General features: G+C 32.0%; 19 protein-coding genes. All 19 read left to right on the top strand.

Going from position 1 to position 22,127, the window contains the following annotated elements:
* Positions 1-84: 84 nt before the first annotated feature.
* Positions 85-510 (top strand): transcription termination/antitermination NusG family protein, encoded by a 426-nt coding sequence (locus ACFRAE_RS16405; RefSeq protein WP_422798289.1) that lies wholly within the window; start codon positions 85-87, stop codon positions 508-510.
* Entirely contained in the window at positions 498-1,793 is a 1,296-nt protein-coding gene (locus tag ACFRAE_RS16410; protein WP_422798257.1) for a nucleotide sugar dehydrogenase, read from the top strand. Before ACFRAE_RS16405 ends, ACFRAE_RS16410 begins: the two co-directional genes overlap by 13 nt.
* 2 nt (positions 1,794-1,795) lie before the next feature.
* Positions 1,796-3,238 (top strand): lipopolysaccharide biosynthesis protein, encoded by a 1,443-nt coding sequence (locus ACFRAE_RS16415; RefSeq protein WP_422798258.1) that lies wholly within the window; start codon positions 1,796-1,798, stop codon positions 3,236-3,238.
* On the top strand, positions 3,235-4,407 hold the full coding sequence (locus ACFRAE_RS16420; RefSeq protein WP_422798259.1) for a DegT/DnrJ/EryC1/StrS family aminotransferase: 1,173 nt from the start codon (positions 3,235-3,237) through the stop codon (positions 4,405-4,407). The genes ACFRAE_RS16415 and ACFRAE_RS16420 overlap by 4 nt, the downstream gene beginning before the upstream one ends.
* Before the next feature lie 2 nt (positions 4,408-4,409).
* Positions 4,410-5,273 carry a glycosyltransferase family 2 protein gene (locus ACFRAE_RS16425; protein ID WP_422798260.1) on the top strand — a complete coding sequence of 288 codons (864 nt, stop codon included), beginning with the start codon at positions 4,410-4,412 and terminating at the stop codon, positions 5,271-5,273.
* 42 nt (positions 5,274-5,315) lie between these two features.
* Positions 5,316-6,488: an O-antigen ligase family protein gene (locus ACFRAE_RS16430; protein WP_422798261.1), complete on the top strand. Its 1,173-nt coding sequence runs from the start codon at positions 5,316-5,318 to the stop codon at positions 6,486-6,488.
* Between the two features lies 1 nt (position 6,489).
* The gene (asnB, locus tag ACFRAE_RS16435; protein ID WP_422798262.1) at positions 6,490-8,313 is read left to right on the top strand and encodes an asparagine synthase (glutamine-hydrolyzing); all 1,824 of its coding nucleotides are present in this window, start codon (positions 6,490-6,492) and stop codon (positions 8,311-8,313) included.
* 156 nt (positions 8,314-8,469) lie between these two features.
* Positions 8,470-9,570, top strand: coding sequence for a glycosyltransferase (locus ACFRAE_RS16440; protein WP_422798263.1), 1,101 nt, complete (start codon positions 8,470-8,472; stop codon positions 9,568-9,570).
* A gap of 84 nt (positions 9,571-9,654) precedes the next feature.
* Positions 9,655-10,965, top strand: a complete 1,311-nt coding sequence (locus ACFRAE_RS16445; RefSeq protein ID WP_422798264.1) for a DegT/DnrJ/EryC1/StrS family aminotransferase — start codon at positions 9,655-9,657, stop codon at positions 10,963-10,965.
* Positions 10,943-11,539: a sugar transferase gene (locus ACFRAE_RS16450; RefSeq protein ID WP_422798265.1), complete on the top strand. Its 597-nt coding sequence runs from the start codon at positions 10,943-10,945 to the stop codon at positions 11,537-11,539. Before ACFRAE_RS16445 ends, ACFRAE_RS16450 begins: the two co-directional genes overlap by 23 nt.
* Before the next feature lie 13 nt (positions 11,540-11,552).
* Positions 11,553-12,626, top strand: a complete 1,074-nt coding sequence (locus tag ACFRAE_RS16455) for a glycosyltransferase (protein WP_422798266.1) — start codon at positions 11,553-11,555, stop codon at positions 12,624-12,626.
* 23 nt (positions 12,627-12,649) lie between these two features.
* Entirely contained in the window at positions 12,650-13,366 is a 717-nt protein-coding gene (locus tag ACFRAE_RS16460) for a hypothetical protein (protein ID WP_422798267.1), read from the top strand.
* A 77-nt stretch (positions 13,367-13,443) separates the two neighbouring features.
* Positions 13,444-15,279: an asparagine synthase (glutamine-hydrolyzing) gene (asnB, locus tag ACFRAE_RS16465; protein WP_422798268.1), complete on the top strand. Its 1,836-nt coding sequence runs from the start codon at positions 13,444-13,446 to the stop codon at positions 15,277-15,279.
* A gap of 12 nt (positions 15,280-15,291) precedes the next feature.
* Positions 15,292-16,191, top strand: a complete 900-nt coding sequence (locus ACFRAE_RS16470; protein WP_422798269.1) for a glucosamine inositolphosphorylceramide transferase family protein — start codon at positions 15,292-15,294, stop codon at positions 16,189-16,191.
* Positions 16,192-16,206: 15 nt separating this feature from the next.
* A complete protein-coding gene (locus ACFRAE_RS16475) occupies positions 16,207-17,283 on the top strand; it encodes a glycosyltransferase (protein WP_422798270.1) in 1,077 nt (358 codons plus the stop codon).
* Between the two features lie 70 nt (positions 17,284-17,353).
* Positions 17,354-18,454 (top strand): NAD-dependent epimerase, encoded by a 1,101-nt coding sequence (locus ACFRAE_RS16480; RefSeq protein WP_422798271.1) that lies wholly within the window; start codon positions 17,354-17,356, stop codon positions 18,452-18,454.
* 202 nt (positions 18,455-18,656) lie between these two features.
* Positions 18,657-20,051, top strand: a complete 1,395-nt coding sequence (locus ACFRAE_RS16485; RefSeq protein WP_422798272.1) for a pectate lyase family protein — start codon at positions 18,657-18,659, stop codon at positions 20,049-20,051.
* Positions 20,052-20,126: 75 nt separating this feature from the next.
* Positions 20,127-21,281 carry a glycosyltransferase family 4 protein gene (locus ACFRAE_RS16490; protein WP_422798273.1) on the top strand — a complete coding sequence of 385 codons (1,155 nt, stop codon included), beginning with the start codon at positions 20,127-20,129 and terminating at the stop codon, positions 21,279-21,281.
* 42 nt (positions 21,282-21,323) lie between these two features.
* Positions 21,324-22,127 (top strand): phytanoyl-CoA dioxygenase family protein, encoded by an 804-nt coding sequence (locus tag ACFRAE_RS16495; RefSeq protein ID WP_422798274.1) that lies wholly within the window; start codon positions 21,324-21,326, stop codon positions 22,125-22,127.

The following is a 22,127-nucleotide window of genomic DNA, read 5'->3' on the forward strand; positions in this document are numbered from 1 at the left end:
AAAATTAATAAATTTATAACTCGAAAGTCTCCTTAAGGTTTCATCCTAATGTGTCTAATTTAGTTTGAAGACGTACATCCTTTAATAACAACCGAGAATCAATGGGCAGACAGAAAAAAGAAAGTCAGTATTCCCCTTTTTACGGGTTATGTTTTTGTTAAAATAGATGATAGATACCATACAAATGTCAGAAATACATTTGGAGTAGTAAATTTCATTTATTTTATGGGCAAACCTGCAATTATAAAGGAGTCCGAAATTGAAAAGCTTAGAGAAATTGTAGAAACATACAATAATCTTGAAATAATACATCTTAATGAAATCTCTACTGGAGATAAAGTGAGAATTAGAAGTGGATTGTTTTACAATCAAGAAGGAGAGGTTATCAAGATAAAAGGTAAAACAGTACTAATGACTATTGACCATTTAGATTGCGCATTAGTTACTCGCATAGAGATTAATCAACTTACAAAAGTGACACCTTTAAATACAGTTTTATGTACAAGCTAGTTTCTGAAAAAATTGCTATAGTAGGTCTTGGTTATGTTGGACTTCCACTTGCGGTTGAGTTTGCAAAAAAGTATAAAGTTATTGGTTTTGATATCTTAGAACATCGGGTGAAAGAACTCATGTTAGGTAAGGATGGGACTTTAGAAATTAGTGAAGAAGAATTAAAAAATGTACTTAGCTCTGATTTCATTTCTGGAAAAGGATTGTATTGTACTAATGATTCAAAAAAATTAAATACTTGTACAGTTTTCATTATTACAGTCCCAACACCTGTTGATAAAAATAATAGGCCAGATTTGACCCCATTAATTAAGGCAAGTGCTTTGGTTGCCGGAGTTTTGAAAAAAGGGGATACTGTTGTTTATGAATCGACGGTGTATCCAGGTGTAACAGAAGACGAATGTGTTCCCGTTTTAGCCGGAAATTCTGGGCTTATTTACAACGAAGATTTTTTTGTAGGATATTCACCAGAACGGATAAACCCAGGAGATAAAGAACATACGGTAGCCAATATATTAAAGATTACCTCAGGATCTACTCCAGAAATTGCTGAGAAGATAGATAATCTATATAAATCTGTTATTGGTGCTGGAACGTTCAAAGCGTCTTCAATTAAAGTTGCAGAAGCAGCAAAGATTATAGAAAATGCACAACGAGATATAAATATTGCATTTGTTAATGAATTAGCGATGATTTTTAACAGGCTGGGTATAGATACTACCGAAGTGCTTAATGCTGCAGGTACAAAGTGGAATTTTTTGAATTTTAGACCAGGTCTGGTGGGAGGACATTGTATAGGGGTTGATCCGTATTACCTTGCACAGAAAGCGCAGGAAGTCGGTTATCATCCTGAAATTATTCTGGCAGGCCGCCGTGTAAACGATGGTATGGGTTCGTACGTAGCAGATCAGCTTATTAAACAAATGATTTATAACGGGATGCACATTGTAGATTCGGAAGTACTGGTTTTAGGATTTACATTTAAAGAAAATTGTCCCGATGTAAGAAATACAAAGGTTATCGACATAGTTAGGAAGCTAGAAGAATATAAAGTAAAGGTATGTATTCATGATCCTTGGGCCAATTCAGACGAAGTTAAACATGAATATGGAGTGATTTGTCAGAATGGTGAATCGAAAAGAAGAAAATACGATGCAATTTTAATAGCGGTTGCCCATCAAGAATTTAAAGAGCTCGACCTTACAAATCTCTGCAAAGAAAATACAATCGTTTACGACATAAAATCAGTCTTGCCAGATACGATGGTAAGTGCACGTTTATAACAATGACTTTAAAGGATAGGACCATCTCTGGTGTACTATGGTCGGTAGGACAGCAATTTGGTTCGAAATTAGTTAGTTTTTTTATAACCATAATTCTTGCCCGTATTTTAAAACCTGAAGAATTTGGGCTTATAGCTATGTTATCCGTGTTTATATCCATCGGAAATTCATTATTAGACAGTGGCCTTACTTCTTCGCTCATACGTACAACTGATGCTAATCAAAAAGATTTTTCTACTGTTTTTTATTTTAATTTGATAGGTAGTACAATTCTTTATATTATTTTATTTTTTTGTGCACCCCTTATTTCCTCGTTTTACGATCAGAAAATTTTGACAAGTATCATTCGTGTATACAGTCTGATATTTATTTTAAATGCTTTATTTGGTATTCAAAGTACCCTTCTTGTCAAAGAAATGAGGTTTAAAACACAAACAAACATACAAATTCCTTCTTCTTTTGTGGGTGGCATTTTAGGAGTTCTACTTGCTCAAGCTGGATATGGGGTATGGAGTCTAGTATGGATGAGTTTATTTACCACATTTTTGATAACCATATTTCATTGGAAATATTCAGATTGGCGTCCTTCCTGGATATTTGATAAGAAAAGTTTTAACCTTCATTTTCATTTTGGTTATAAAATGGCCCTTTCGGGAATACTGGACACACTTTATCAAAATATATATACACTTATTATCGGTAAATTTTATTCAGCTACGCAATTAGGATATTATTCACGGGCCGAATCTATCAGTCAACTACCAACCTCAAATATTTCAGCAGCTGTTAATAAAGTAACTTATCCGATGTTTGCGGAAATATCCAATGATAATGAACAACTAAAACGAGTGAATAAAAAGGTAATGCAGCAGGTTATTTTTTGGAATGCTCCTATACTGATTTTTATGTGTTCAACTGCCCAACCCTTATTTAGGTTTTTATTAACCGATAAATGGTTGCCAGCAGTTCCTTATTTTCAAATACTTTGTGTTGCAGGGATAATGTATCCTCTTCATGCCTATAATTTGAATATTTTAAAGGTTAAAGGACGCAGTGATTTGTTTTTAAAACTGGAAATTATAAAGAAGATCATAAGTGTAATAGGAATTTTGAGTGTAATTCCATTTGGGATTTACGGTCTTTTATATTTTCAATTATCCTTTAATCTAATTGGGTTTTACATCAACTCAATCTATAGCGGAAAGCTCATTAATTATTCAGTCAAAGAACAGATATTCGATGTTTTACCGACCATAATCTTGTCAGCCATAATTGGTATTTCAGTTTATTTTCTTAATTATTTTTTAGTGACTTCTTTTAATATTAACGATCTGACACGGATTATTATGAGTGCTCTGTTTTACGGCTTTACTTATTTAAGCTTAAGCAATATTTTAAACCTAACGGCAATAACAGACTTTAAACAATTAATTCTAAAAAAATGATACCAGTAACTAAACCATATCTTCCTAAAGTGGAGGAGTTTGAAAACTATATAAGAAGTATTTGGGATCGCCAATGGCTAACCAATAATGGACCTTTAGTTAATGATTTGGAACTTAAGCTTAAGAATTATCTGAATCTGGATTATTTACTTTATGTAACCAACGGTACTACAGCTCTTCAAATCGCTATTAAAGCATTGGAATTGAAAGGAGAAATTATTACGACTCCATTCTCTTTTGTCGCTACTACTAATAGTATTTTATGGCAGGAATGTGAACCAGTATATGTGGATATTGATCCGGAAACTTTTAATATTGATCCTGATAAAATCGAGGAAGCAATTACCTCTAAAACTTCAGCTATACTGGCAACCCATGTTTACGGTAATCCGTGTAATATTGATGCAATACAAAATATTGCCGACAAATATGGTTTAAAAGTAATATATGATGCCGCTCATTGTTTCGGTACAAAATATAAAAACAAATCTGTTTTCGAATATGGAGATATCAGTACGACAAGTTTTCATGCTACTAAATTATTTCATACCATTGAAGGTGGGGCTGTTTTTACGAAAAATCCAGAGTTATTAGAGAAAATGGCGTTCATACGAAATTTTGGATACTGTGGACCGGATACTTTTTCTTTGGTTGGGATTAATGCAAAAAACTCAGAATTTCATGCAGCTATGGGATTATGTAACCTTATGCATGTTGATGCTATTTTGGAAAGGAGGAAATTATTATCGCTACATTATAGAGAGAATCTGAAAAGATTAAAAGTAAAATTTCAATCACTTGATTCTGATCGCGATTATAATTATGCCTATTGTCCAATTCTTTTTGATTCAGAAGAACTTATGCATGCTTGTATGACTAAACTAGAATTGTCCGGAATATATTGCAGAAGGTATTTTTTTCCTTCTTTGGCTACATTACCGTTTGTAAATCATAAAAGCATGCCCGTATGTGATTCTGTGGTGAAGAGAATACTTTGTTTACCGCTGTATGATTCGCTAACCATCCCTGATCTGGATATGATTTCACGGATATTATTGCGTGTACAGCAATATCCTGTGAGAAACTCAACTAAGCAAAAAGATTTTGGAGGTTTGATTGCCAATCGAATAGAAGTATCTATAAATGGTCATGAAAAAAAAATAAATTAGCTATGGAAACTATTGAATCTGAAGTGATGGTTAGTATCTGCTGTATAACTTACAATCATGAAAAGTATATAGCACAAGCTATTGAGGGTTACTTAATGCAACAAACTACGTTTAAGTTTGAGATTATTATTGGAGAAGATTGTTCTACAGATAACACTAGAAAAATTGTAGATGAATATGTGTTAAAATATCCAGATAAAATAAAGTTAATTACCTCGGAATCAAATGTGGGGGTCCACAAAAATTCGTTAAGGGTAAATAAAGAAGTGAGGGGGAAATATTTGACTCAATGCGATGGAGATGACTATTGGACAGATCCTTTAAAACTGCAAAAACAGGTCGATTTTTTAGAACAGAACCCTGAGTATGTTATATGTTGTCATTACACGAAAAGGATTAAAGAAGATAACGAAATATATTATATGAATTTAAATCCTAAACCAATAATTTATTCGTTTGAAGATATATTATTCGATAATGATTTTGAAACAGTGCTCAATTCACTACTTTTCAGAAATATACCCAAAGTTAAAGAAGTTTATGCAGCAGATTGGTATTTTGATTTTAATGCTCCTGATAGGTTATTTAAGTTGTATTTAACATTCACTACTGGAAAGAAAATTTATGTATTACCCGAAATAATGTGTTGTTATAGACAACATAAAGGGGGGATTTGGAGTACATTAAAAGTAAAAGGTATAAAGCAAAAAACACTTGATGATTTGAATTTGATCCTTAAAATATTTAAATATTCTAGAGTTCAGAAAATCAAACTCCTTTTCTATTATCTAAAAAAATACTTTCTGTTTGAAGCTAGAGGTCATAGTTTACAAAATGCCTTTATTACAATAAAAACTATATTGTAATTCGCTATAAGAATTTAGTTATAAATCAAAATAATTTTCGATATGAAATTTCTTAAGATTATTATTTTATTCTTAGTTTTCTGCAATCTTCCTAGCTATTTTTTGATTAATGCTAATGCTGCAGTTGGTCAGCTTTTAAGCTACGGTACCTACCTACTCATAATTGTATATTACTACTTTAGTGCGAATAAAAAACCAATAATTCCATTTATTGTATTAGGATTTTTATACTTTTTAGTTTCAATATTAGTCAGTTTTCAAAACGGCGATGGATTTTTGGTTGCATTTTTTAAATACTTTATTTTAATTGTTATGGGGGTCAGTATAGTAACTGATACCACAAAAGATGATATATTCAAAGTGCTTTTATTGGGTAGTTTAAGTATAATTCTTGAATCTATTTTTATAGAAGGAATTGGTGGTCGATACAGAGGATTTTATTTAAATCCTAATGCTGCAGGTTATGCATGTATTTTAGGATATTCACTAAGTTTCTCAATAGGCAATAAAAAATTAAAAATATTAGGGCAAATATTGTTTTCAATTGCCGGCCTTATTACCTTCTCTAGGACTTTCTTATTAATCTGGATATTAGTGAATTTGCTGTCCTTGCTGATTAATTTTAGTAATGTTTATAAAATTTTATTAGGAGTTGTTTTATTTGGTATGCTACTTTCATTTGGAGATAAACTGGATTTAAATATTCAAAGAATGGGGGCATATTCGGGAATACTTGAAGGAAAAGTCAATGATGATTTAAAGGAAGATTCTCGAACAGAAACCTGGGCACATTATTATAATAACATTTTAACAAGTCCGATTTTGGGTAATGGATACCATTCTTTTAGTGGAGAAGTATATGGGCCTCCTGATAATAATTTCACCATTAAAAACGGTGTACACAACACATTTTTAATGGTGATTGGTGAAGCTGGTTTTTTTGTTTTTCTGTATTTTCTATGGATATATGGAACTTTTTTAGTTAATGGAGTTAAAATGTTTGATAATCATCCTGTAATTTTTCTTGTTTCATTTTCATTAGTATTGTATATGCTTACCCATCATAATTATTTTGATAATAACCTAGTATTATTTGTTTCCATGTGGTTGTTTATTCAAATAGATATGGTTAAAAATGAATATGAACAAAATCAATTAGAAAATTATCCAATTACTAAATATCAGGCTAATCCTCTCAATATAAAAGCATTTTAAGATGTGCGGTATTTATTTGACCAATATTCCAATTGAAGAGGAGACAGTAAAATCAAAACTGGAATCTATCCAGTTTCGTGGTCCAGATTATTTAGGAATTACTAAAGTATTTGATTTAACTTTTGGTCATTTGCGATTATCTATTTTAGATTTAAATGTGCGATCGCATCAGCCTATGAAATTTGAAGATCTCGTTATTGTGTTCAATGGTGAAATTTATAATTTCCAAAAGATAAAGACAGATTTAACAAACCTCGGGTATACATTTGATACGACCAGCGATACCGAAGTATTATTAAAGGGGTATAAAGAATGGGGGGCAGATTTAGTGCCTAAGCTAAATGGAATGTTTGCGTTTGCCATATATGACGCCACATCCAGAAAAATATTTTGTTCTCGGGATCGTTTAGGCGTAAAACCCTTTTATTATTCATGGAAGGAGGGACAATTAGAGATTTGTAGTCAACTACGTCCCATAAGTCAGCACAAAAAAATAAACAATGAAGCTATTTCGATGTATTTGGATTGTGGTTATATTCCTAGTCCGTACACGATCTACCAAAATGTCTACAAATTACCTCCAGGTAATAATTTGGAAATTGATTTAGATAAAAAGACATGTAGTGTTAAAGAATATTGGAATCTGAAGGAGATAACCGAAGTAGAATTAACTTATGAAGAGGCCAAGGACAAATTGCACGATCTGTTAAAAGATGCCGTAAAAATTCGATTACAATCGGATGTGCCTTTTGGATCTTTTCTTTCGGGAGGAATAGATTCTGCTTTAGTGTCCAGTATTGCTTCAAGGATTTCAAAGAATCCTATTAAAACATTTTCTATAGGATTCGAGGATCCGGACTATGATGAAAGTAAAGTAGCTGCTCAATATGCAAAAATAATAGGTTCGGAACATACAGAAACAATTTGTAAAGTATCAGATATTTTGGAAATGATTCCTCAATTGGTAAAAGTATTTGATGAACCTTTTGCAGACAGCTCTGCATTGCCTTCTTTATTGTTAAATAAAGTCACAAAACAATCTGTTACGATGGTCTTGTCAGGAGATGGTGGTGATGAAAGTTTTTTTGGATACAACCATTTTAGACTTGTGTCTTACGCGGATAAGATTACTTTTGTGCCCTATTTTTTGCGGAAAATGGTTGCCAGATTGTTGAGTGTTAATTATTTGGGTTCCAGAACATACACTTATAAAGGAATACTCAATACCGCTTCAAAATATGATTTTATTGCTGGTATATTTGTTGGTTATGATTCTCTTTTAAGGAAGAGGAATTTTAATTGGTTATCCCATTATAATGGTTACAAGACATGGACGAAAGATTTATTGCAGGCAACGGCCGATTTAAATATTAAATTGTGGTTAGAAAACGATAGTAATGTAAAGGTAGATCGTGCTAGCATGGCTCATTCAGTAGAAGTCAGAAGCCCCTTTCTAGACTATAATATCATTGAGTTTGCAAGAACACTTCCTGTATCATACCGTTTTGAAAAAGGCAGGAGAAAAAAAATATTAAAAGATATTCTGAAAGAGTATATTCCTGAAAATATATTTGACCAACCCAAAAGAGGTTTTGCTGTACCCTTAGCAAGTTGGATAAGAAATGAACTACGTAGTGAATTTGAAAAAAATATAACAGATGATTTTTTACATCAGATTCCCGGTTTAAACACTGCTAGATTTAAAGATATTTTTAAAAAACATTTAGATGGTAAGCATGACTATTCTACTTTTATTTGGAGAATATATGTGTTGTCTAAATGGTATCAGGAATTTGGGTTTTACAAAAAAAAAGGTTCCCAATAAATACTTTTTTTTCGAAGATAATACACGCTGCTATTTCTTATTTTTTTAAGCTAAAAGCATTCTTTCATTCTAAGAAGATTTTTTATATGCTTTTAATTGTTGGGCTTAGGCTGATAAATAATTTGTTCATTGATTTTTTCCAGAAGGCATTTAGGTATGTTAAACAAGTTGTTCTTTGTGATTAATAACCTTCAAATTGGAGGTGCAGAAAGAGTATTGTCCATACTTGCCAATGAATTTAGTAAACAAGGATTTAACGTTTTTATAATTTGTCTCAATAAAGCCGAACCAGAGTATCAAATTTTGCCTCATGTAAAGATTATTAATTTATTAGATGAGAGGGAAGAAGAAAATATATTTAATCGTATTAAATATGCATTATTAATTTTTTTACGATTATTCAAATTAGTTATTAAAGAAAAGCCAACATGTGTTATTTCTTTTATGACTACCGCAAATTTATGGAGCGGTTTAATTTGTTCTTTAATTAAAACACCTTATATAGTTTCAGAGCGGACTACACCTGATCACACAATTAATTCATATAACTTCATTTTAAAAAGAATATCATATATCCTATATAAAAATTCCAATGCTATTGTAATACCAGCTAAAGGAATAGGGGACTGCATTAGAAATCAAAAGTCTTTTAAAAGATTAAATAATTTTAAAATTATCAGAAATCCCTTAAATGAATTTAAATCACCCTCTGTTAATCCTGTAAATACTAAAAAATTCATCTTAGGAGTTGGTAGGCTTTCCTATATTAAAGGCTTTGATCAACTAATTGAAGCATATAGTAAGATTAATGCAGATGATGTTGATTTATTAATTGTTGGTGGTGGAAGTGAATATGAAAACCTATCCAAGCAAATTGAACATTTGGGAATACAACAGAGGGTAAAGCTTATTGGACCAAAAGATAATTTACAGGATTATTATAATCAAGCTGAACTGTTTGTGCTTCCATCCAGAAACGAGGGATATCCAAATACGTTAATAGAAGCGATGAGTTTTGGCTGTGCTTGTATTGCAATGGATTGTGAATTTGGGCCCTCAGAAATAATAGAAAATGAAGCAAACGGGATTCTAATAGAGCCAAATAATATTTGCAAACTTACTTCGGCAATGGATAATTTATTAGCTGATGAAAGCCTGAGAGTAAGAGTAGCAAGCAATGCGAAGTTAATCAATCAAATAAATTCAATAGAAATTATTCTTCCAAAATGGAGGGATTTAATATTGCATAACGCATAAATCCTATCAATCCTCCTCCTTTTTATAATTTTTATTTACATGTCTTTTATAGAAATAGACATATAACAAATTAATCCTCAAATTATGAACATTCCATTCTCACCCCCGTTTATTGATCAATCGGTAATTGATCAAGTACTGCAATCACTTCAAGATAAGTGGATTACAACTGGTCCTAAAGTTAAAGCTTTGGAACAAGAAATAGTTGAACTTACGAATTCAGATGTGGCAATTTGTGTTAATTCCTGGACATCCGGAGCAATAATGATGTTAAAATGGTTTGGAGTAAAACCAGGGGATGAAGTAATTATCCCTGCTTATACGTATTGTGCAACAGCCTTAAGTGTTTTGCATTGTGGTGCTACTCCTATAATGGTAGATGTTAGTGATGATTTTTGTATAGATCCTAAAAAGGTGAAAAAAGCCATAACGTCTAAAACGAAGGCTATAATAGCTGTTGATATTTCCGGATGGCCATGTAATTATGTGGAGCTAAACACTATTATTAGGGAATCGGAGGTAATAAATATGTTTACTGCAGAATCCGAGAAGCAACAACTTTTAGGGCGTATCTTATTGGTGTCAGATGCAGCACATTCTATTGGTGCAACTTATAACGGTTTGGCTTCGGCTAAAATGAGTGATATCACTATATTTTCATTTCATGCAGTAAAAAATATTACTACAGCTGAAGGGGGATGCGTTTGTTTAAATCTTCCACCTAGGTTTAGCGCATTGACAGAGTATGAATTTCTAAAGAAATATACGCTTAATGGACAAAGTAAAGATGCTTTGGCTAAATCAAAAGGAGGAGGATGGCGTTATGACATTCTATTTCAAGGATTAAAAATTAATATGCCAGATATATGTGCTGCTGTTGGTTTGGCACAAATAAAAAAATACATTAATGAATTATTACCTCGGCGGAAAGAAATTGCTTCAAAATATTGTAAAGGTCTAGAGCAAATGAATTGGTTTATAAAACCTCCACTGCAAGATGATAATAGAGAAACCTCATACCATTTGTTTCCGTTAAGAATAATGGGGATTTCCGAAGCACAACGGGATCAAATCATAGACGATCTGGCTCAGCTAGGTGTAGCGGCCAACGTGCATTTTATACCGATGCCCATGCTTACTTATTTTAAAAGTATTGGGTATAAAATAAAAGATTATCCAGTAGCCTATAAGCAATATTCCTGTGAGATTTCTTTGCCTATTTATCCGCAGCTCTCAGATAATGAAATACAATTTGTTATTGAATCGGTCATTGCAACTGTGCAAATCCAATTAAATAAACCAAGAAAATTACAGCCTAAAAATAGAATTAAGGAAGATTTAAAACTGAATATATTACCAAATTTTTCTGATTATGGACAGCAAACGCATATTTGATATTCTATTAGCCCTATTTGGTCTAATTGTACTTAGTCCTGTTTTTGTCATAATTTCTATACTCATACTTTTAGATTCGAAAGGAGGGATATTCTATCGACAGATTAGAGTAGGAAAGAATGTAGAAGATTTTCCGATGCTTAAATTTAGAACAATGTATGTGCACCAGCACGATCAGTTGCTACTTACTTTAGGTAATCACGATGTTCGTATTACAAAATTAGGATATTGGTTAAGAAAGTATAAACTTGATGAACTACCTCAGTTATTTAATGTTTTAAAGGGCCATATGAGTTTTGTTGGTCCACGTCCCGAGGTTCGTAAATATGTAAATCTTTATAACGATGAGCAAATAATGGTTCTTTCTGTTAAACCTGGAATTACTGACTTGGCATCGATTGAATTTTCGAATGAATGTGAACTTTTGGCCAAATCTAATGATCCAGAGAATTTTTATATAAAGGAATTAATTCCTTTAAAAATTAATCAAAACATGAAGTACATCAAGAATAATGATTTATGGATTGATCTTAAAATTATTTACCTAACGATTAATAAAATCATTCTTAGTTAATGATATACAGGTTATGACGCAAGGAACAATCAAAAATAAAATCTTTTTTATTGTGGCTTCTCTAGGAGCAGGGGGAGCTGAGCGTGTATTCTGGTTGCTGGCACAACGTTTTGATAAATCCCTTTACGATATTACTATCGTTTTTTTAAATTCTGAAGACAAATGCTTTTCTACAGATATTGATGGGGTAAATTTTGTGGATTTAAAAACCAGAAAAGCCTCACTTTCATTCTTTGCTTTATATAAATTTTTAAAGAAAGAGAAGCCTTTTGCTATTTTTTCCACTACTGGTCATATTAATATTTTGGTGTCACTGGTGTCATTATTTATTAGTGTTCCAAATCTGATAGCACGGGCATCTAATATTCCAGATCAAATGAAAAAGTTTGATGGACGAAAAACCAGATTCTGGAATATTTTTACTCGTATTTCTTATCACAGGTTTGACATCATTGTTTGCCAATCTGATGAAATGATGCAGTCAGTTATTAAAGAGTATAAGGTAAATCCAGGTAAATTAATTGTTATACCTAATCCAGTTTTGTATACAGGATTAATTAAAGAAGAATATCATTCCCCGTCAAAAAAAAGGTTGATAATTGTTGCCCGGCTTTCTAAGGAGAAAGGTATTGATCGTTTATTGGATATTATAAAAGAACTTCCTGAAAATTATTCGCTAACCATTGTAGGTGATGGGGGATTAAAAGGTGATATTCTTAGCAAAGTAGAATTACTTAAACTGAATCATAGAGTTGTGTTTATGGGACAGATTACGAATGTGGCTAAAATCATTTTGGAGCATGACCTAATGGTGTTAAGTTCTTTTACAGAAGGATTTCCAAATGTGGTTTTAGAATCTTTATCTGTGGGAATACCCGTTGTTACTTTTCGCGTAGGCGGATTGTCAGGTCTTCTCCGGAATGGATTTAATGGCTTTATTGTAGAACAGGGAGATTTACAAGGCTTCAAAAATCAAGTATTAACAGCATGCTCTAAAAGATGGGATTTTGCTGCAATTAAACAGGATGTATATAAAAGATATGCACTGGATAAGGTTGCTGTGGAGTACCAAAATTTAATAGTTTAAAAATTTCATTTATCAGGTTACATATGCTTTGTGTTAAAATTAAGTTTATAGTTTTTTTAAACCGTAAAGTAGTTTGGTACAGTTCTAAGCCAACTATTTGGAACTGTTTAACTACTTTATATAAACAAAGCACTCATTATAAGCCGGTATTAGGTTTTGTACGAGAGAACTTTTTCACTAAGATCATTGATCTAGCAAAGGATGAAAAACAATTGCTGGAGGGTTTTGATAAAAATACAAGTTACGAAATCAGAAGAGCCGAAAAGGAGCATATCAACACTACTGTAGAACAGAACGTTGAGAACTTTAAAAATTTTTACAATCAATTTGCAAAGACAAAGGGACTTCCCCAGTTAAATAATAGCATCAACCATTACCAAAGGTACTTAGTCATTACAAAGGCTGAATATGATAAAAAAGAAGTTGTGATGCATTCTTACATAATAGATGAGAGTTTTAAACGTGTAAGACTGTTGCATTCAGCTTCTTTATTCAGAAATTCATTGGATGCTCAAACACGTGCTATCGTTGGTCGTGCCAACCGGCTACTTCATTTTATGGATATGAAATATTTCAAGCAAATGGGGTTTATGGAGTATGATTTAGGGGGGTATGCATTGGATACCAAAGATGAATCACTTTGCAGAATCAATAAATTTAAAGATGGTTTTGGTGGCAAATTAAAACAAGAAACTGATTATTTACCCTTTCCGATGGTTCTTTTGTCAAAAATTTTATAAACGAATCACGAAGAATTTATTTACAATAAGTAAGTGAAGCTTACGAACAATTATTAAACTCACTAAGATATAAGCGTATGTGCGGTATTTATGGTTCTACTATTCCTTATTCGGATGAAATTGTTTATGAAAAAATGAATAAGATCAAGTTTAGAGGTCCAGATTTTACTGGTGTCCAACGATTTGATGGAATTGTTTTGGCTCATAACAGATTAGCAATAATTGATTTGGATCCTCGTTCTAATCAACCCTTTAGCTATGCTGATTTGCATATTGTTTTTAATGGAGAAATTTATAATTACAAAAATATTAGAAATGAACTCGAACAAAAAAACTATCATTTTCGAACTATTTCTGATACCGAAGTTATCTGTGCAGCCTACTTAGAATATGGCTATGAATGTCTAGAAAAATTCAATGGTATGTTTGCTTTTGTCATCTATGATGCCAAAAACAAAGTTTTATTTGGCGCAAGAGATAGATTGGGAAAAAAGCCATTTTATTATTTTAAGGATTATAACAATTTTGAATTCGCAAGTCAACCATCACAAATTAGTACGCATAAATCACTTGGTGTAGATGAAGATGCGATCGCGCAATATCTAATTTGGGGATATGTACCAGAACCGCAGTCAATTTGGAAAGAGGTTAAGCAATTGCCTGCTGCACATTTTTTTACTTATAATTTAGGCAATAAAAACTTAAAAATACATGAGTATTGGAAGCTAGATTATGATTGGAAAAATAAATTTACGGGCAACTATGAAGAAGCAAAACAACGCTTAAATCACCTTATAGCTGATGCAGTGCAAATAAGAATGAATGCTGATGTGCCCCTTGGTATTTTCCTATCAGGAGGTGTAGATTCTTCGCTTGTAGCTGCAATTGCAGCTGAAAAAATGGAAAATGTTAAAACCTTTTCAATAAAATTTAATGAAAAAGGCTTTGACGAAAGTGTTTACGCAGCAAAAGTAGCCAACTATCTCAAAACAGACCATCATATAATTGTTTGTGATTATAATGATGGAATTGATTTGATAGAAAACTTTAGTACATACTACGATGAACCTTTTGCCGATTCCAGCGCTATCCCCTCCATGTTATTAAGTAAAAATACAAGAAAATATGTCACTGTAGCATTAAGTGGAGATGCTGGTGATGAGGCCTTTTTAGGTTATCACAGATACAAATGGATTAACCAGGTAAATCCACTTTTCAACGTACCAATTGGATTCAGAAAAACTTTAGGAAAACTCATAATGCTATCGCCTTATTATAAGCATAAACTGATTGCAATGGGATTATCTATGCAAAATATAGAGTATCTGTATGTTAAAATGCTTGGTAGTATGGAGAATTCTTGGGTCAAAAATCCTGATTTGGCTAAGAATAGTTACTTCACAAAATTCCTTATCAATTCAAATAAACCATTGTTAGAGCGTGTATCCGATTTTGATATAAAAACATACTTAAATGGAGATATTAATACTAAGGTAGATCGTGCATCTATGGCTTTTTCGCTAGAGTCGCGTTCTCCATTGATGGATTATCGGGTCGTAGACTTTGCCCGAAGTTTGCCGACCTCATTCAAATATCAAGCTGGGAATCAAAAGCGAATTTTAAAAGATATTTTATTTGAGAAAGTTCCTGCGTCTTTCTTTGATCGACCAAAAGCAGGTTTTACTATGCCATTTCAATATTGGTTCAGAAATGAACTTAAAGAATATGTAATGGATAATTTAACTGAAAGTAGGCTCAAAAATATCCCTGGAATTCACGTAAAAAGAACAGTAGAAATTATAAATGAGCATATGACCGGTACATGGAATAGGTATCCGCAAATATGGAAGCTTTTAGTATTATCACAATGGTTATTAAAGAATAAGTCAGTAGTTAAACCAGTGTTTGCTTAAAAACCGTGGATTATGTTAAAATTGGTAAATAAGCTTTTCGAAAAAGTGTTTATGGCCGATAAATGGAATATTGGCATTATTGAACAATCTGCGACAAACCTAATTGAGCAAAGAAAATTAAAAAATATTGTTTGGTTAAAAGAAGACAATATAGATTATGCAGCAGATCCTTTTATTTCAGATATAAATAATCAAACTACGATTTATTATGAAGAATTAAATTTTTGGAATGGGAAAGGCAAAATCATGATGATGGAGGGGGTAGATTTTAAATCTAAACGGAAAGTAAGTGGTATTATTCCATCTTCGATTCATCTTTCTTATCCTTATCTCTTTCAATTAGACAAAGAATTATACTGTATTCCTGAAACCTCCAATGCGAAAGAAGTAGGGCTTTATAATGTTGATTTTTCGAAACCTTGTTTACTGATCAAAAATAAAGTATTACTATCTGGAAAAGAATATGTAGATAGTTCAATAATATTTTATAACGATAAATATTGGTTATTTTCTAGTATTTCAGAGAACTACAATCAGTTATATATTTTTTATTCATCATCGATAGACGGCGATTATCAAGAACATAAATTAAACCCAATAACTGTGGAAAGGGAAGCTTGCAGAGGTGCTGGAAGTTTATTTATTGTGGATGATTTTATTTATAGACCAACACAAAATCCAACCAAATGCTACGGAGGATCGATCCAAATAAATAAAATCGTAGTGCTTACAGAAACGGAGTATAAAACAGATCCTGTTTTCGAAATTTTACCAGATAAGTATTACGACAGAGGCATTCATCATATCAGCTTTAGTAATGATACTATAGTAGTAGATGGCAAACGTAGAATATTTAAATTTTTTATGCCAATAAAAAAAACAGTTAAAGTCTTTAGAAAATACATGGTATAACTTAATAGACTTCTGATGAGAGCTAATTTTAAACAAACTAATATTATCTCTTTAACAGACATGGCTGGTGGAGCAGAAAATGTAATGCTTAAGCTGGCTAAAGCTGTTAATGCGAAATTAATTTTTGTTAAGAAAAGTAGTGAAAGTAGACTGGATATACCTAATCAAATATCCGTAAAATACCTTTCTAATGGTAGTATCATACTTGGTCTTTTAAAATTGATTCCTTTACTCGTTAAGTTTAAAGAAGATGAAATTTTGATGAGTACTCATCCATATTTAAATGCTTTTTTGGGCTTTTTTAAGCGTATTGGATATTTAAAAACGCAACTTATTGTCAGGGAATGTACATCAGTTTTCACTAGGTTTTCAGGATTAAAAAAAATAACCTATTTATTTCTGTATAGATTAGGTTATCCAGCAGCCGATTTAGTCATCTGCCAAACCGATATCATGAAGGATCAATTACTAAAGCATAATGTATTTATTAGTCAAAATCGAGTTTTAGTCCAACAGAATCCTTTGGATTTAAGTGAGATGTACTTTTTAGCCAAACAATTTAATATTCATGAAGAAGCTGAATTTATTTGTGCTGCAGGAAGATTAATTCCAGAAAAGGGATTCGATATTCTAATTAAAACATTTAAAATTATTCATAAATCATATCCACAACTTAAATTGTTTTTATTAGGAGAGGGAAGGGAAAGATCAGCTTTAATAAAGCTAATAGAAGATCATAATTTACAAAGCGCTGTTTTTCTAAAAGGTTATATTGCGAATCCAGCTCCCTATTTTAAAAGCGCAAAACTATGTGTTGTATCCTCTTTAAAAGAAGGATTTCCTAATGTGCTACTAGAAATGATGGCTTTGAATCAATCAGTCGTTTCTACAATTTGTGCTGGTGGTATTTCAACGATTCCAAATATTACTACGGTAGAAGTCAATAATGTTGAAGCATTAGCTCAGGCTATTCTTAATACATTATTGAAACCTAAAATCCAAAATTATAATCCTCATTTAAATTATTTACAAGAACGAAGTGTTGAAAAATTCGCAAAATCAATATTTATTGCGCTTGCTCAACAAGGCTAACCTCTATCAAATAATTAAAGTTCTCTTATACCAATCTGAAGTAATTTTTCAACTATTAATCTTAAATCTTATGAAAATTTTAGTTACTGGCACTGCTGGATTTATCGGCTTTCATTTAGCCAAACGTTTATTAGAAAGAGGGGATACTGTAATAGGTATCGATAATATTAACGATTACTATGACGTTAACCTAAAAAATGATAGACTCATAGAAACTGGTATCGATACATCAGAACTGGAGTACGGTAAATCGATAAAGAGTACAAAATATGCTAATTATACATTTATTAAATTAGATATCTGCGATAGTGATGGTTTAGTGACTTGTTTTAAAAATTATCAGTTTGATGCGGTTTGTAATCTTGCTGCTCAAGCTGGAGTTAGGTATAGTATTACAAATCCAGAAGTCTATATTGACACGAATATTAGAGGTTTCTTAAATATTTTAGAATGTTGTAGAAATTTTAAAATCAGTCATTTACTTTATGCAAGCTCTTCCAGTGTCTATGGTTTAAATAAGAATATGCCATTTTCTACTCACGAAAGCGTTAATCATCCCGTTTCTTTATATGCCGCTTCAAAAAAGAGTAATGAGTTAATGGCTCATGCATATAGCTATCTATTTAATTTACCAACAACAGGTTTGAGGTTTTTTACAGTATATGGTCCATGGGGTAGACCAGATATGGCTTTATTTATTTTTACCAAAGCTATACTAGAAGGTGAAGCCATAGAGGTGTATAATAAAGGTGAGATGAGTAGAGATTTTACCTATATCGATGATATTGTTGAAGGTATTGTTCAGGTTATTGATACCCCTTCAGAAGCAAATCCAGATTGGAATGCCGAAAGTCCTGATCCTGCAACTTCAAGAGTTCCGTATTCAGTTTATAATATTGGTAGAGGTGAGCCCGTTAGTTTGTTGAAATTTATTGACGAGATAGAAAAACATACTGGTATTAAAGCAAAGAAGACCTTTTTACCTATGCAAGCAGGAGATGTAGCAGAAACTTCTGCTGATATTCATGATTTAACAAATAAGCTTCATTTTCAGCCACTAACAAGTGTGGGAGTTGGAGTGAAAAACTTTGTAAATTGGTTCAATAACTATTATACATCGATTTGTCAAAATCAGACAAAAATTATACATAATGAAGACAGTTTGTCATAAGATTGTCACTTTAGATTTTTTAACAACTTTAATAATTTCTCCTAGAAATAAAAATATTATAAATTATAATTAACTTATAATTAGTTAGTTGTGAGTTATCGGTTTTTGTTAAAATTAGTTAACTACCTGATTATCTGCTTTGTTTTAGATTTACAAATCGTTTAGGTTTGCGCCAAGGATGTAAATTTAAAACTTAGAATAAATGCACAAAAAAACAAAATTAATTACAAAAGTGGTGTTGTCAGCTTTATTATTCTGTACAATAATTAGTCTTACTAATTGTCAAAAGGATAGCTTAAATACACCAGATTCACTGGAAAATATTCAGTTAGATGAAGATACTGAACTATCAGCCTCCGCATCTAATTCAGTAAGCACAGGCAAAATAAACACAAAAAGATTAAGATCGGATGGAGGATTTGCATATAAAATTACTCAAACTATTGAAGCAGGTGATATTCCCTCTGCACCTAAACAGTCAATTTTAAGACTTTACGAAAACGGTGTAGAGTTGAAGGAAGCTCATGCCGTACATGACGATATCAGAAAACTCGGAAAAGGTAGATTTAGCCATTGGCACTCAACTTTATATTTTTCGGCATCAGATAATTCAGACCCGAGAACAAATGGTAGGACCTATACTTATGAAATAGGTACTGCAATCACAAATCCAGAAAAACCTACTAGTTCAAATAATCCAGAATTAAATACTAATGGTTTGATGGGCTATGCTATGGTCAATGGTACAACAACTGGAGGGAAAGGTGGTGCTGTAGTTACTGTAACAACACTTGCTGAGTTGAAAGCGGCATTAGGTGATTATTCGCCAAAAATTGTTTACGTGAGCGGTACGATTAAAGGTGCTGGGGTAGACCCGATTTTCTTGCAAGCAAATAAGTCAGTTATCGGTAAATCAGGAGCCGTTTTAGAAGGATTACAACTTTTTGTCTATGGTGTTGGCAATATAATTATCCAAAATTTAACCTTTAGAAATTATGTTACTTATGCAGCAGTTCAGGTTAAAGAAGGTGGACATCATGTTTGGATAGACCATTGTGATTTTGGAAATGATAGAGAACATGGTTGGTCACATTGGGGTAAAGATATTACCATAACAAAAGAGGCTGATTTTGTTACTGTTTCATGGAATAAATTTCATGATACAAATCTTTCTGTACTAATTAGTGGAGGAGTTGAAGGTCATGAATCAGATAAAGGTAAATTACATGTTACTATGCACCATAACTTTTGGTATAATGTATCAGAGAGAGAACCATCAATGAATTATGGTAGAGTGCATATGTTTAATAACTACCATTTAAATAATGGAGGATATTCCATAGGAACAAGAGCAGGGGGAATAGTTAGAACTGATAATGAATATTTTTTAAACTGTAATATCCCTCTTTCAACGAAGGTTGCTCAAGATCCTGAAGGATATATTAGTGGTATTAATACAAATATTTATGATAATTGTGGTCCCAATAATATAACTACTCCAGAATCAAACTGGGTTCCAGAATACGAATATAAATCATACTTGCACGCAGCAGCTGACGTACCATCAGTTGTGGAAAAGAATTCTGGACCTCGATAAAATCAAATATTGCGCATATTTTAATTACAAAGCCACCTATTTGGGTGGCTTTGTAGTTCCCAATTATTTTTTGACATGAAGACGATCCCTCCCAAAAAAATTCTTATCGTATGTGATTCATCAAAAACTCTGTTGGAATTTCGGGGGAGATTGATTGAAAAAATGCAAGAGGATAATCAAGTTTTTATTTTTACACCTGAAATTACCCAAGAATCTGTGCGTAATCGTTTACAGCAATTAGGGGTTATCGTCCATGAAAATAAACTAAATGGAAGCAATGTATCCATATTATCTGATTTCAAATTTATTTTTTCTCTTTACCAAGTAATTAAAAGTGTAAAACCAGATGTGTTTTTTCCATATACCTTAAAACCTGTTGTTTATGGTACTTTACTTGCCAAATTTTGTAAGATAAAACGTATAGTACCTATGTTGACAGGTTTAGGTTACAATTTTACAGATGGTAATAGGAGTAATAAGATTGTTGTTAGCATTACTAAATTATTACTAAAATTCAGTCTGAGATCTAATCCGAACCTAAATATCATCTTTCATAATAAAGATGATGCTCAAAAATTAATGGATCTAAATGTGATCAGCCTAAAGCACAAAATACATATTGTGAATGGTTCTGGAGTAGATCTATCACATTACACTTATGCCAAGCCTGATATTAACAAGGTTACATTTTTAATGATCTCAAGGTTAATTAATGCTAAAGGAATAAATGAATATTTTGAAGCAGCTAGAATTATAAAGTCCAAATATCCACAAGCTGAATTTAAGTTAATTGGCGATTACGATAAAAATATTGACTCCATCAGTAAAGAACTTTTTCAAAAAATTACCTCAGGTAAACCTATCCAATATTTAGGTCATGTTGTTGACGTACGATCAGTTATCGCAAATTCATCTGTCGTAGTTTTACCATCTTATAGAGAAGGAGTACCACGATCAATACTTGAAAGTATGGCTATGGGTAGAGCCGTTATAACCTGCGATTCGGCCGGATGTAAAGAAACCGTGAATCAAGAAAGTGGAAAAGAGAATGGTTTTCTTATCCCCGTAAAAGATCCCTCAGCATTAGCTTCGAAAATGGAATATTTTATGCTAAATAAAGAAGAAATCGTTAATTATGGGATAGCAGGGTTGAATTTTGCAAAAGAGAAATTTGATGTAAATCTCGTAAATAATGATATGCTTAAAATTATGAATATAAATTTTAGCTAATCAAACTTTATTAACTAAAACCAAAAATTAATCCAATAACCAATGAAAAATTACTTTGTTTACAAAAGAGCTACTCTAGAAGATTTTAAAGTAGCAATGGATAAATATGGATGGGTAATTTATGAAAATGCAATACCACAAAAATTAATTTCGATGATTGCTGCAGATTTTGAAAATGCTTATGAAAAAAGAAGACAGATTCAAATTGCAAATGGGATTGAAGCGAATATGGTAGGGACCCTTCATCATTTATTAGAGCGAGAAAATTTTAGTTTATCATTTCTCAAAAATATGTTCTGCGATGCTGAGTTGAGGGATTTTCTAGGAGGAAATTATATTTTAAATGGTATAAATGGTGTTATAAATTCCAAAAATGGTAGTTCATACGTTAATCATATTCATAGAGATGTTAGAACGTTTAGAGTCGAACAAAACTTTATGATTCAAATGATTATTCCATTAGATGATTTTACAATTTTTAATGGAGCTACTTATTTTCTTACAGGTTCTCATAAAATAGATGAAGTGCCTGATGAAGATAATTTTAAAAAATATGCGCATCAAGCAATTGTAAAAAAAGGTGGAATTATTTTATTTAATTCTAATTTATGGCATGCTGCTGGTACGAATTTTACCGATCACAACAGAAGAGCATTAACATTAGGCTTTACTAAGCCATACATTAAACAACAGTTTGATTATCCAAGATTTTTAGGTTATGATTTCGGTGAATCCCTAAATGATAGTTTAAGACAAATTATTGGTTATAACGCAAGGGTACCAGCGAGTTTAGAAGAGTATTTTGTTCCTAAAGAACAAAGAATGTATAAAGCTGACCAGGGCTAA

The organism is Sphingobacterium sp. HJSM2_6, assembly GCF_049316305.1.
Lineage (GTDB): Bacteria > Bacteroidota > Bacteroidia > Sphingobacteriales > Sphingobacteriaceae > Sphingobacterium.